Source organism: Dysgonomonas termitidis (assembly GCF_042654545.1).
Classification (GTDB): domain Bacteria; phylum Bacteroidota; class Bacteroidia; order Bacteroidales; family Dysgonomonadaceae; genus Dysgonomonas; species Dysgonomonas termitidis.
This window is the reverse complement of the sequence record NZ_JBHSGN010000117.1, coordinates 1-14,117: the sequence shown is the minus strand read 5'-3', so window position 1 is coordinate 14,117 and position 14,117 is coordinate 1. Positions and strand designations below refer to the sequence as shown.

Genomic DNA, 14,117 nt, shown 5'->3' with positions numbered 1-14,117 from the left:
TAATTTAAGAGATGAGGCCGACTCATCATATATTAACCAACCTGTAACTTTTAAGCGGCCGTAGCCGTGAAAGCGTAATTGGGTAAAATAATATCCAAATTAACGTTTTGAGAACTGAAATCTTTTTCTTGCTTTTGGTTGTCCCGGTTTTTTACGTTCTACAACACGTGGGTCGCGAGTCATAAATCCTTCAGCTCTGAGAGCAGACTTATCTTCTGGGTTGATCTTCACCAAAGCGCGGGCGATACCAAGACGTGCAGCTTCTGCCTGTCCTTTGTATCCACCTCCGTTCAGGTTGATCTTGATGTCGTACTTTTCAGCAACTGCCAGTTTGTTTAGCGGTTGTTTTACAACATATTGAAGAATAGTTGAAGGGAAGTAATTCTCTAGTTCACGTTTGTTGATCACTATTTTTCCGGTTCCTTCGCTTACGAATACGCGAGCTATAGCAGCTTTACGTCTTCCTATTGCATTTACTACTTCCATTAATAATTATTTAAGAGCGTTAATATCTATTGTTTTCGGTTGTTGAGCTTCATGCTTGTGCTCAGTACCTGCATATACATAAAGATTTTTCAAAAGAGCTGCGCCAAGACGATTCTTAGGCAACATACCTTTTACTACCTTATGCACCAAGCGGTCGGCTCCTTTTTCCATCAATACGGCAGGAGTAGCTTCTCTTTGTCCACCCGGATAGCCTGTATATCTAAGATAAACACGGTCGTTCCATTTGTTACCAGTCAACACCACTTTGTCCGCGTTGATAATAATTACATTATCGCCACAGTCTACATGCGGGGTAAAACTTGGTTTATACTTCCCTCTCAGAAGTTTTGCCACTTTGGATGCCATGCGTCCCAGTGTCTGGCCTGTAGCGTCAATCACAACCCATTCTTTTTGTACGGTTGCTTTGTTCGCTGAAATGGTCTTATAACTTAAAGTATCCACTTACTTAAAAAATTAATTTGGTTAATTACTTTTTCTTTGACTCACTCAACTTTCATCCGCTTATCGAGCTAAGATATGATAAGCGATAATCGTTTGTTAATCAAATTTTTACGTTTTATTTCGTAATAATCGGCTCGCAAAATTACAAATTATCAGTGAATTAGCAAAAATAAACGGGGAATTTTTAATGAGGGAATGTTATAATATGCCGATATGCCAATGAATTAATAGATTATTTGCATATCTATCTTTTATTGGCACATTTTCTTCACCCTGTACCCATCCTGTATCTTATATCCTCTGGCCTCAATGCATTCCAAAGGAATAAATTTGGCGTAGTGGCTTGCAATACTGGCGGGAAGTATCATCTCATAAGGCAGGTCTTCACTTACCCATATGATTTGCTCATTATTAATGGTATATGGCAAAAACCCATCTGTAATATCTATACCTCGCGCTTTCTGCCGGTCGGTGATGGAATAAGGTTTAAGCATCAGATGCGAGAACGGATGGATGCCATACTCTTTAATTTGCGGATAAAAGCCGTAATAACAGCTACCCGTCCACAAGGCAATACCAAGAATAAAAGCACAAAGTAACGTTTTACTGAATCCCGGCAAATATAATTTATAATCCCTATTCTCATACAACAGTACCCCTCCCGTAAAAATCACAGCACACAATATACCGGGTACAAATCGTATATCAGGCCCTCCAAAAGCCCAGACCACAATAGAGACAAAGAAAACAACATACAGTAAATATATATGTATTCCAATTTTTTTTCTCTTTTTCAGTATCAGATAAGAAGCGAGAATAAATGAGCAAAGGGTCAGTAAATATATTACATCAGTAAGTATATTTATGAACAATGGGTCCCGGACACTCTCCCCCGGATAGCGCAGGGCAATCCTGAAAAAATAATAACCGATATCGAATATATAATTCGTTTCTCTTATAGCCACTTCGCGTGGAACTTTCCAATCGAAAGAGAATAAATCTATCTGATAGAACGGATAGATAAGATAGCCGGAAATCACAACATTCCTTATCAGCCACGGAATCAATATGAAAAGCCCGGCAATAACGACAAATGAAATAACCTTGTATTTCCGCTCTCTGAAAAGGTTATACAACAAATAAATACTTATCAGCCCGATCGGGAAAAATGATAATTTACATGTAAGCAAAAAAACCGGGAGCACAATACCAATCAGGCAATTCGTTTTCAACAGTTTAGGGTATAATACAATCCGGGCAATGATATAAAACACAATAAAATTAGGCAATATATCCGTAGAGGTATTTCCGAGAAAGTAGATAGAAATCCAAAAAAGCAGAATATATGATAATAATATGACAACGCGCTTTGCCTCGTATCTGGAGATAAACAGTTCGTATAAAATCCAACATCCGGCAACCGTCACAATCAGCGGTTGTAACGGATACATCGCCTCTCCCAGAAAAAAACGAAACGAAAAAACAGCGCATAGCAGGAAGTAATTGGAGTTGAAGCCAAACCTGTCATCGAGATTTGCGACTCCGGGCACAACTGCGTATTCTTCATTCCACCTGATATTTTGAAAATGGTAAAATGCTGAATCATACACATCCTGTTGCCACGTAAAGAAATAGAGAGAGAACAGTAGGAATAGGATTATAAGTACCGATTGAAAAGGGGAAAAAACTCCTTTCGTTGACTTTACAATATAATCATAGGTATAAAACAACCTTCTGGGGCAGATAGCCCAATAGTTTAGCGAAACCAGAAAGACGGCAACTAAGAATAACTGATTGGATGGCAGCCACAACGACCACAACGACAAGGGTATAATAAGAAAACACAATCCGAGCAGCAGTTTATCTACAGGATTGTACTCTTCATCACGTTTGCAAATCCTATTATATAACGCGAGCAGCATATCCCCGAAACTAAAGAGGATAAAGAATATGATTGTCCATGTTATAAAGTTTGCAAGCACGTTTGGTAATTATAAGTTATAAGTTATGATTATCACACAGCCACTTCCCCTTTTATATGCGGATGCGGATCATAGCCTTCCAAGCTGAAATCCTCAAATTTAAAACCGAAAATACTTTTTACTTCAGGGTTTATTATCATACGTGGCAACGGGCGGAAATCGCGTGTCAATTGTAATTTTACCTGCTCCAGATGATTTGTATATATGTGCGCATCTCCTAATGTATGCACAAAATCTCCGGCTTCGAGACCTGTTACCTGCGCCATCATCTGCAACAAAAGGGCATATGAAGCGATATTGAAAGGTACGCCCAGAAATATGTCGGCACTGCGCTGATACAGTTGCAGACTCAACTTCCCGTCAGCCACATAAAACTGGAAGAAAGCATGACACGGAGGAAGGTTCATATTCGGCAGATCGGCCACATTCCATGCACTCACGATAATACGGCGCGAATCCGGATTGTTTTTTATTGTATCCACCACATTGGAGATCTGATCTATAAAGCCTCCGTTATAATCGGGCCAGGAACGCCACTGATAACCGTAAATATGCCCCAGATCACCGTTTTCATCAGCCCATTCGTTCCATATACGCACACCATGGTCCTGCAGATATTTCGCGTTGGTATCCCCTGCCAGAAACCAGAGTAGTTCGTATATGATGGATTTGAGATGTAATTTCTTCGTAGTGAGCACGGGGAAACCGTCTGCCAGATTGTAACGGCTCTGATGTCCGAATACACTGATCGTACCTGTCCCGGTGCGGTCACTTTTATGTATGCCTTCTGCCAGAACACGTTTCAGTAAATCGTGATATTGTTTCATATTTGGATATTTTGTTTTGCTTTGAAAATTATACAAAAGTAAGATATATTTCGCTCTAAAAAAACAATGGTTCGTGTTATGCTTTTGTAATATTTCTAAATTCAGATCCCTGACTTGCTTGCATCTCTGTAGAAATCTAAAAAATAAACGGTTACTTTATATAACAATTTTTAGAGATGATTTGTATGGTGATGTCAAAAGTAAAACTGTACAATCAACTAATTATCCTCTTTGTCATTGGCTCCGCTTCGCTCTGCCGAACGTTGTTTCTGAGTGCAACGAAGAATCTCGCCCCTTGGAAATGCGATGTTTCACTCCGTTCAACATGACAAAGAAAAAGTAAAAGACTTTTGGCACACCTTCACATTCAACAATATTATTATAAAGTATTTAATCGCTTATTTCTTCGCGCCCTTTTGCACCTCCGACATTACCCGAAGGAAATTACCGCCCCATATCTTTTCTATATCTTTATCCGAATAACCTCGCTCTAATAATTTCACCGTGATATTTATCATGTCATTACTACCCTGACATCCTATCAGCCCTCCGCCACCATCAAAATCGGACGCGATACCCACATGGTCGACACCCGCTACTTTCACAACATAATCAATATGGTCTATAGCATCTGTCAGGCTGGCTTTGCTTTTATCTTTATTGATAAACAGGTCTACGAGGCATATCTGCACTACTCCTCCGTTTTTTGCAATTGCCTGCATCTGCTTGTCGGTCAGGTTGCGGTCGTGATAGCACAGCGCCTGCACAGACGAATGCGATGCGATGACAGGTTTGGTAGATAGTTCTATTACATCCCAGAATGTTTTTTCTCCCACGTGCGAAATATCCACCATAACCCCCAGCCGGTTCATTTCCTTTACCACCTCTTTTCCATAAGGACTAAGGCCGTTCCATTCATGTTTTGTATCACTCGACGTATCGCATATATCATTGTCTTTGGTATGGCAAAGGGTTATATAATTCACTCCCATTTTTTGGAAACGGGCAATATTGGAGATATCCTTGCCTATGCCATATCCGTTTTCGATACCGATAAATACAGCCTTTTTACCTTCATTTTTGAGGCGTATAAGATCATCGGCCGTATAGGCTATTCCGCAGATATCCTTGTTTCTTTCTACCTGTTGATGCGTTTCTTTTATATAGTTTTCTATCTTATCCACTGCTTTCTGTGTCGACTCTTTATCCCGAGGCCCTTGCGCTATATAAGCAGCGAAGAAAATAGCATCCAGCATCCCCTCTTCCATTTTAGGGATATTCACCTGATTTTCTTCCCTTCTTCCTATGTCAAACCCTGCTTTTTTGAATTCGGTCGGTGTATCGCAATGCGTATCAACCGACAAAATATGCTTATGCAGTTCTTTTGCCTTACGGAAAGTATTGGCTTCGTTCACAATAAACCTGAATATTTTAAGCATTGTCGTATCCCCGCCGTAAACATGTCCTTCGGGATGCCATTGCACCCCTATTACTGAACGGTTGGGATATGCCTCGATAGCTTCTACGATGCCATCCTGCGTGATTGCCACCGTACGGAAATCCGGCGCAATATCTTTTACCGCCTGATGGTGGAATGTATTCACCGAGAACTCATCAACTCCTAATACTTGTGCTAGTTTGGAATCTTTTTCTATAGCTATCGTATGTGTCCCTTGTTCTCTCGGCTCTGTTTGCTTATGATTGATACTCTTATCTTTTACCTGCGTAGGGATATCCTGATAGAGTGTTCCTCCGAAAGCTACATTTATCAGTTGCATCCCCCGGCAAATTCCAAGTATAGGAACATTCCGGTCGGTAGCCAGCTTCAGTAACACCAAATCGTAGATATCACGGAGGGAATCTATATCGTTCATATCCGGGATTGCTGTTTCCTTGTAATAGGGAGGATTAATATCTTCTCCTCCGGTCATCACCAGCCCATCGAGGTCTTTTACAATACCCCTCAAAATTACGCCATCTGTTATTACAGGAATAATTACAGGCTTACCTCCGGCCTTTAGTATGGCATTGATATATGTCGCCTGTACTACCGAACTGCCTTTATCTGTCCGGCTTGCCGATAAACCGATAAGCGGAGCCGGCTTGGAGCGTAAATCAACAAATTCCGAATCTATGGTTTTATATAACTCCGGCAGGCTTGGAGTGGCTGTTTTCTGACTGTATATACTTCCGCTTACCGACAAGCAGATAGAAAATATGATGGATACTATTTTTTTCATCTCTTTATTATTAAAAGCTTTGACCTTTCCATTACTTATTATCATCTTTTTATTTCCTCCCTTTCGGGGAGGTCAGGAGGGGCTACCAGTTGTTTCTTTACCCAGTCTTTACCATCTGTCAGCCGGGTAACTAATACCGCGCAGACGACATTCCCGGTAGAATTGAGCAGTGTAGCCGGAATATCCACAATTGTACTTATTATCATCAATGTTCCTGCAAGTTGAGGAGAGAATCCAAAAACTGAACAGATAAGCAGCTCTCCGGTCATACCTCCACTCGGTATCGCCCCCATTACCGCTCCCACAAGCAAGGCTACTCCGATAATCATAAACATATTGGAGGAGGATGTAAGTTCCTGCCCGAATATAGTAAACAGAAATATAACTTTAAGCACCCCGGCCATAACCGAACCATCCTTATGTATATTTGTACCTAAAGGAATAACCGTTTCCGCAATATTCTCCGGAACTCCCATTTTTTTCGACGCCTCAATATTTACAGGAATACAAGCCGCACTCGAAGATGTGGCAATCGCCATCAAGGATGGTGTCGGCATATTGCGCCAGAAAGCGACAAAAGCCTTTTTCCCTCCGGCTATGAAAATATAAACCGAATTCAGTACAAAAAAAGAGATAGCAGTGAGTATCAGATAAAGCAGGAATACATGTAAATATCCATTCAGTATCTGTCCTCCCAGCTTCCCTACTGTATCCGCGAAATAACAGCCAAGGCCTAAAGGCGCGGCTATCATGATAATACTCATCATTTTCAATATTATACTATTGGCAGCATTAAGCAGTTCCGCCACCATCTTCCCTTTACTCTTGGAAAGAGCGGTGGCAAGGCCAAAAAACGCGGAAAATATAATAAGGGGCAACAAATTTGATTTGGTAAACAACTGCTGAAAATCGGAGACCGTAAATGTATTTACAAATATTTCAGCAGAAGTCAGCTGCCTGATTGTTTGTCCGGGAAGCCCTGTCAGCACATCCGACTGGTTAATTCCACCCAGGGGGTTATAAAACAGAGTGAACAGATATGCTACTATCGCCGCAACAACAGAGGTGAGCAGGAATACAAGGGCAATATTACCGACAACCTTCCCCACCATATTCGACTGCTTCATGTTGCAGATAGACGACGAAACACTGAAAAATACCAACGGCACTATCAGCACAAACATCAGGTTAAGAAAAATATCCCCTACCGGTTTAACGACAGATGCATCTTCCCCGAAAATGATACCGCATATCCCTCCTGTCAATATTCCACAAAGGAGAAGAATAGTATATACATAATTTCTTAAAATATTCATCGAAACAAACAAATTGTATAAGTCTGCAAAATTACACTTTCAAACGGAGAATCTACATCTGTTATCTATAAATAATTGCAGATTTAAGAAAATTGATATCCTGAAGGCAATAACTATCCTGTTGATAGTCTTAATTTTCGCTGTATATCTACAAAAAGCTTCACATTTTTTCTCCCGGAAGCCTTGTTATTATAATAAAAATACATATATTTGCACCGCGAATGCAAAAATGGTGATTGTAGCTCAGTTGGTTAGAGCGTCGGATTGTGGTTCCGAAGGTCGCGGGTTCGAGACCCGTCTTTCACCCAAAGAAGAAAAGAAACTGTTTATCAAGCAGTTTCTTTTTATTTTTACAGCCACGCCATACTATAATCAAAAGAAGTATGACAAAATCACTACAATGACCAGGGCCGGAAGCATATTCGTCACACTGATATCCTTTATTTTAAGGATGCTGATTCCCAGCCCTATCAACAGAATTCCTCCTACTCCGGTCATATTCGCTGTCATATCATCGCTCATATAGCGCATAATAAAAGCCGCGAACAAAGTCAGTCCTCCCTGATAAATTAAGACGGGAACGGATGAAAACAGAATGCAGATACCAAATGTGGAAGCCAAAGCTATGGACGAAATTCCATCCATAATAGACTTGGTTAGCAATAAATCAGGAGACTTTCCCATACCATCCTCAATCGATCCCAATATGGCCATAGAACCGACACAAAACAGCATGGAGGCGGTAATAAATCCCTCTGTAAATTGATTTGTTGCCGCATTACCTTTTTTCGTTCCCGAACTTTTGGATTCCAGATAATTGGAAAAGCGCCGCAAATGTTTATCTATATCGATACCCTGTCCGGTTACGGAACCCAGTACAATACTCACCACTACAAGAAGCATGCTTTCTATACGCAACGACATTGATATGCCGATTGCAATAGTAAGCAGCCCGATACCCTGAAATACAATACCTGTCATTTTGGAAGACAGCCTTGAATGGACCATCAGTCCTATCAGGCTACCCCCGATAATTGCCCCCGTGTTGACCAGTGTTCCTACCATAGATATAGCAATTGTGTTTAAATAGATTTGATTTTCTACAAAAATAGAAAATATATCGACATTTTATTCTCTATAGATCCGGTTCGTTTACAAAAAACTAAAAAGAGCCACTCGTCCTGAGTAGCTCTTTTTTAGTCTATTTATTTCAGACTAGAATATTTTGTATGACAGCTGGAAATTAAGCATAGGCCACCATTTCAGCCATTTAGTATAATCATCTATATCTTCGAAACTTTCAGAGGCATTATTCACCACATCTAATTTCTTCCCATTTTGCTTAAGGCTGTAATTTCCCTGATAAATCATACCCAGTTCGAATTTGAAAGCGACACGCTTGTTCGCTATAGCACGGCCAACTCCCAGCCCGAAATACGGTTTGATAATTTTTCCCAATTGAAGGGTTGCATCCAGATTAGCGTCATCCAATGTTAGTCTGTGTCCGTCGAAATCTACATATGGCCATTCTGAAACTCCGGGTTTCAAGGTTGCGCGCTCTCCTGTATTCGGATTAACCAGGAAGCCTTTCGCTTTAAGCTTGTTTGCTCCTATAAACACACCTGCAGTCAGATGGAATATACCCTTTGTAGGATGGAAATCTACCAATACATTCCCATTGGTAAAATTCAACTCACCTTTCATTTTATAATCAGGCGTATAACCAAATGCCTCTTCGAACATTCCATCAGTGTCATCCAGACCAATATCGAATGTACTTGTTTTGAATCCGACAAAATCAATTCCCGCACGTAAATTGAGATAATCGTTTATCGGTGTTGCTGCCTGCAAACCGATACCCATAGTCGAGGCCCTCAGAGCTATGCTGAGATGTGAGAGAAACTGCTTGTCTGATTTTTTTTCTGCAAAGCCGGCAGCAGGTGCAGCAGCAACGGAATCAGCCATCGACAAAACAGAATTTGAACTAAGGGTTATGGTTTCTTGAGCGTGCAAAGGTAATACGCATAATGCGATGATAGTCAGTAATAGTAGTCTCATGTTTCTTTAAGTTGTTAGGTTTAGTTAATAAAGAGCGGATTATTTTCACTCTTCAAGGCCCAAAGATATAAAAAAAGTTAACCTACAACAAGAAAGAATGTTAAAATATTTATAACACAGATATACTAAATCTTAAATCCGAAAGTGGGAATAAAAATGTACTTTTGTGCTAAACTAATTACTATTATGAACTATATTGAAGTAAAATTTATATGTACGCCGAATGATGAAATAGTCAATAGTGTACTGTCAGCCATAATTGCAGAGATAGGATTTGAAAGCTTCGTTGAAGACGAACTCGGAACAACAGCATATATCCAGAACAATCTGTTCGACATCGAAGAACTGGATAAAGCCCTAAATACACTCCCTATAAAAGCCGAAATCACCTATACATACAAAAGCATAGAAGACCGGAACTGGAATGAAGAATGGGAGAAGAATTATTTCCAGCCGCTGATTATCGGCGACAAATGTATCATCCAAAGCACATTCCACAATGTTCCTGCAACATACGACTACAATATATACATCGACCCTAAGATGGCTTTCGGAACAGGACACCATCAAACCACCGAGCTGATGATACGGGAAATACTGAAAGATGATTTCAACGGCAAATCGGTTCTCGATATGGGTACAGGCACCGCCATACTCGCGATACTGGCTTCTATGCGCGGTGCGAATCCTATAACCGCCATAGATATAGATCAGTGGGCATATGATAACGCTATTGAGAATCTTAATTTGAACAACGTTGACAATGTAGATATAAAGATAGGCGGGGCGGAATTGCTGGGCGATAAGAAGTTTGATATCATCCTGGCAAACATAAACCGCAACATCCTGCTAAACGACATCCATTCTTATTCTTCAGTTTTGAATAACGGTGGCATTCTGTATATGAGTGGTTTTTATGCGGAAGATATTCCGGCAATAGACGAAGAGTGTAGTAAAAATGAGCTGGCTTTCATCTATAATACAGAAAAGGATAACTGGGTGGCAGTAAAATATACTAAATTGTCATAATAAAAGACATAAGAGGAGGCTTCTGATTTGAAACCTCCTCTTATGTGTGAGTTAAATTAGGTATTAGGCTTTAAGGTAAATAAAGATTGTTTGGTTATCGGTACAAAGGAACGACATAAATTAAACCGTACCAAATAAAAAAACATATTATAAAACATATTTTTTATAAATAATGCTAACATATCAAGGCCGAAAACCAATGTTTTTTAAACCCTTTTAACACCATCCTAATTTTAGTTAATTTTATCTATCAACACATAATACCCCAATATATACCCTGTATAACAACAAAATATGTGCCAGCCTTAATTCATATAGTCCCACATTGGCAATTGTACAGGTTTCTGTTTAAGACAATCTACCGCTTTGGCATCCAGATATTTTTTATGTACTACCAGACGGAACATATATTCACTAAACCATTTATCTGTAAAGGTCAGATAACCTTTATTGCCAGAAGCAGCTCCCCAACTATTCTCAAATTCCCATTTTACAGGCGTGTCACTCACATCCGTGTCGCAACCGATCAATGTCATGGCATGGCTCGAACCGCTTTGCCGTGTCAGGATACGTGCTTTTTTATCCATCGACAAATTCACTCCTAATAAAGACTGGTAATCGTACATATCCGGATCGAGTATTCCCGATTCCCTGTTCAGTTGCTTACCCACATCGCAAGAGGCATACAGGGGTTCGTTATTCTTTATGGAAGCCAGAGCAGCTTTCTTTATGTCTTCATTCGGCAGGTTCAGATATATCCAGTTGATGCCTTCGATCGTATTTTTGTAATTCTGTATTTCATATAGCTGATAATACTCGCGGGTAGGATCGTTCATCACCATAATATAGTTATCGGGAGAATAATCTTCCGGAGTGATCGCCTCATAAAACTGTTTCGGGGTATAATTACGCAATTCCTTTATAATACCGTTTTTATCCTTATATCTCCATGTAAATTCTGCAGGCGGTTCGCCAAGACACAGAGCCAGTATGCGATACACATCTTTTAGTATAAGTGTTTTCTCCGACCTTAAATCCTGCATTTTCTTGCCTGAGGACGCCAGTTCCCTAAGGGTATATCCGCCGGAACGCAGCCTTTCATTGAGTAAACCAAGCATTTGCCTTGTATTGTTCGAATGCGCAGTTTCCGGCATTACATCCTGAGGCACAACTCCATATTTCTTCGCGGCATTATAATACAGGTTCCAAACACCACCGTCGCCAACCGGAGATTTGAACAGGTATTCCACGGCCCTGTCTCCAAACGGGTCTTTACTCGTACCTATAATATTTTCGAGAAACAGGTTGGCTTTTTCAAAAATATCCCAGAAATACAGATAATTGTGAGAGAAATCAAATTCACTGATATTGTATTTCTCCATAATAGACGGACGCAATACGTTCATCGATGTAAACATCCAGCAGCGTCCCGAACTTTTTTGATCGGTAATCCCCTTTACATTCACTCTGTACCGGAAATAATGATCTATTTTCCCTTGCAGGTCGTGATTCAGGGCATTTGCCGTAATGTTGGCGTTTGTTGTCAGGATGTTTTGAATCGCTTTTGTAGGAGCATCTTGTTTAAAGCCCGACTGTATTTCCTGCAATTCTCTTTCAGTAATACTTTGCGCGGACAGGAGTATCGAAGAACATAACAAGGCTCCTGTAAACAGAATCTTTTTCATATATGAATAGTTTTATTTAATCATTACACGGAAACCTACATATATCAAATATAAGGATTAGTTCCTCTGGTAAGATATATCGGTTTTCATGGTTAGACAGACCAATTAATAGTTTTTACTATACAAAAATAAGAAATACGGCGGGATAACAGTCTTACAATGTTACAAATGTTACATAAATCGAAAAAGTAACACTTTTTACAGTTAACAGTAAACAGTGAGCAGTAAACAGTGAGCAGTCACAAATCGTAATAACTCGTATCTCGTATCTTATGTACTCGTAACTCTATTCAAAAAAGGTAACAAAGGTAACACATATATCAGTGAACAGTCAACAGTCATCAGTTAACAATATTCTCTCGCAAAGACGCAAAAAGGGAACAAAGGTACCTTTTACAATTAACAGTCAACAACTTATATCTCGTATCTTGTTTGCTCGTAACTCATAGCTGTTAAAAAGGTAACAAAAGTAACAACTTTTTCAGTCATATGCTAATCCGCTAATATGCTAATCAAAATTTCAAAAACTATCAGCTAACAGCTAAAGGCTATCGGCTATATATATACATAGATAAACTTAGATACAAATTATACCTCAAACTTCCTGTATATGCATAAATAATTGTCTTATATATAAAGAATCTTCCTTAAAGAATTTATCTTTGCATCGTTTTAATCAAAAAATCATCAGGAAAATGACTGAAATACAGCCGGCCTCTTACTCCAAACAAAGAATACGTTACGCCGTAATGGCTCTTTTTATAGCTCAGGGATTATGCTTTGCCAGTTGGGCAAGCCGTTTACCGGACATTAAAAAGGATTTCAGTGTAGAAAGCTATCTGCACTATGGTTTACTTATGTTCCTTATTCCGATAGGTAAATTCGTAGCCATACCACTGGTTGGATTCCTCCTGCCCCGTATCGGAAGTAAGAAAACCGTCCTGATAAGTATCACCGGATTCACGCTTTCCCTCTTTATGGTAAGCCTTATGCCTGATATTACCGGATTGGGCATAGCCATGTTCCTGTTCGGCATTTTTTGGAATATGACTGATATTTCACTTAATACGCAGGCTATTGAAGTAGAGCGCATCTACGGAAAACCCATCATAGCCACATTCCACGCAAGCTGGAGCCTTGCCGCCTGTATCGGTGCATTGATAGGTTATGGTATGATTAACCTGAAAGTAGGAACATTCGTCCATTTTGCTATAATTACAATAGTCGCGCTTATCGCTATACTTATCAATTATAAATACCTGCAGGAAGCAACTCCAAAAGCAGTACAAGCTGAAAAGGAAACAGAGCCGAAGATAATATCGAAAGGCTTCCGTATGCCCGAAACATTGCTTATACAGTTAGGTCTGGTGTGGCTGCTTGCCCTCATCGTAGAAAATACAATGTTCGAATGGAGCGATGTATATTTCCAATCGGTTATAAAAGCGCCTGAATCTCTACAGGTAGGTTTCCTTGTATTTATGATTATGATGTTTTCGGGACGTATGCTTACCAATTTTGCATACCGTATCTGGCAGAAAAAAACAGTATTGCAGATTGCCGGAGCACTTATCCTGATAGGCTTCGTTACATCTTCCCTGTTTATCCATACGGCCGATACCCTTATCATAAAGGTTATAATCAATTCGATCGGCTTTATGCTTATCGGTCTGGGAATATCCTGTGTAGTACCTACCTTATACAGTATTGTCGGAGATAAAGCTAAAACTCCGGTCGGAACAGCCCTTACCATTATGTCGAGCATCAGCTTTGTAGGACCATTGGTTGCCCCCCTGTTAGTAGGGGCCATATCCGACAGTCATGGAATGGAATGGGCTTACCTTGCGGTCGGGTTATTGGGCGGATGCATTGTTGTTATTGCAGCATTGAGCAAGACGCTTAGGAAATAGTTATGAGTTATGAGTTATGAATAAACTCGAAGCAGATAACTCATAATCCATAACTTATAATTCATAATTAGGGTCTGCTGATAAACTGATAATTCGTTAAGGATGAGTGAAAATACTTATATTTG

The 14,117-nt window shown here is 39.9% G+C and carries 11 protein-coding genes and 1 tRNA gene; 3 read left to right on the top strand and 9 right to left on the bottom strand.

Features of this window, described 5'->3' with window-relative positions:
• Positions 1-99: 99 nt before the first annotated feature.
• The 6 genes from rpsI to ACFO6W_RS18850 all read right to left on the bottom strand — a co-directional run bounded on the left by rpsI (position 100) and on the right by ACFO6W_RS18850 (position 7,313).
• The gene (rpsI, locus tag ACFO6W_RS18875; protein WP_379999283.1) at positions 100-486 is read right to left on the bottom strand and encodes a 30S ribosomal protein S9; all 387 of its coding nucleotides are present in this window, start codon (positions 484-486) and stop codon (positions 100-102) included.
• A gap of 6 nt (positions 487-492) precedes the next feature.
• Positions 493-948 carry a 50S ribosomal protein L13 gene (rplM, locus tag ACFO6W_RS18870; RefSeq protein ID WP_379999281.1) on the bottom strand — a complete coding sequence of 152 codons (456 nt, stop codon included), beginning with the start codon at positions 946-948 and terminating at the stop codon, positions 493-495.
• 251 nt (positions 949-1,199) lie between these two features.
• A complete protein-coding gene (locus ACFO6W_RS18865; protein WP_379999279.1) occupies positions 1,200-2,930 on the bottom strand; it encodes an LIC_10190 family membrane protein in 1,731 nt (576 codons plus the stop codon).
• Between the two features lie 32 nt (positions 2,931-2,962).
• Positions 2,963-3,757 carry a thymidylate synthase gene (locus ACFO6W_RS18860; RefSeq protein ID WP_379999277.1) on the bottom strand — a complete coding sequence of 265 codons (795 nt, stop codon included), beginning with the start codon at positions 3,755-3,757 and terminating at the stop codon, positions 2,963-2,965.
• A gap of 398 nt (positions 3,758-4,155) precedes the next feature.
• Complete coding sequence (locus ACFO6W_RS18855) at positions 4,156-5,997, bottom strand: membrane dipeptidase (RefSeq protein ID WP_379999275.1); 1,842 nt, start codon at positions 5,995-5,997, stop codon at positions 4,156-4,158.
• Positions 5,998-6,038: 41 nt separating this feature from the next.
• Positions 6,039-7,313, bottom strand: coding sequence for a dicarboxylate/amino acid:cation symporter (locus ACFO6W_RS18850; RefSeq protein ID WP_379999273.1), 1,275 nt, complete (start codon positions 7,311-7,313; stop codon positions 6,039-6,041).
• A 231-nt stretch (positions 7,314-7,544) separates the two neighbouring features.
• Here ACFO6W_RS18850 and ACFO6W_RS18845 point away from each other — a divergent pair.
• A tRNA-His gene (locus ACFO6W_RS18845) sits at positions 7,545-7,620 on the top strand.
• A 65-nt stretch (positions 7,621-7,685) separates the two neighbouring features.
• On the opposite strand, the gene ACFO6W_RS18840 is transcribed toward ACFO6W_RS18845, so the two are convergent.
• On the bottom strand, positions 7,686-8,378 hold the full coding sequence (locus ACFO6W_RS18840; protein WP_379999271.1) for a DUF554 domain-containing protein: 693 nt from the start codon (positions 8,376-8,378) through the stop codon (positions 7,686-7,688).
• Between the two features lie 150 nt (positions 8,379-8,528).
• On the bottom strand, positions 8,529-9,371 hold the full coding sequence (locus tag ACFO6W_RS18835; RefSeq protein ID WP_379999269.1) for a hypothetical protein: 843 nt from the start codon (positions 9,369-9,371) through the stop codon (positions 8,529-8,531).
• Positions 9,372-9,557: 186 nt separating this feature from the next.
• Between ACFO6W_RS18835 and prmA the strand changes: the two genes are divergently transcribed.
• Entirely contained in the window at positions 9,558-10,400 is an 843-nt protein-coding gene (gene prmA, locus ACFO6W_RS18830) for a 50S ribosomal protein L11 methyltransferase (protein WP_379999267.1), read from the top strand.
• A 305-nt stretch (positions 10,401-10,705) separates the two neighbouring features.
• Here the strand turns inward: prmA and ACFO6W_RS18825 are convergent, their stop codons facing one another.
• Positions 10,706-12,085, bottom strand: a complete 1,380-nt coding sequence (locus ACFO6W_RS18825) for a C1 family peptidase (RefSeq protein WP_379999265.1) — start codon at positions 12,083-12,085, stop codon at positions 10,706-10,708.
• A 695-nt stretch (positions 12,086-12,780) separates the two neighbouring features.
• Here ACFO6W_RS18825 and ACFO6W_RS18820 point away from each other — a divergent pair.
• Complete coding sequence (locus tag ACFO6W_RS18820; protein WP_379999263.1) at positions 12,781-13,992, top strand: MFS transporter; 1,212 nt, start codon at positions 12,781-12,783, stop codon at positions 13,990-13,992.
• Positions 13,993-14,117 lie beyond the last annotated feature (125 nt).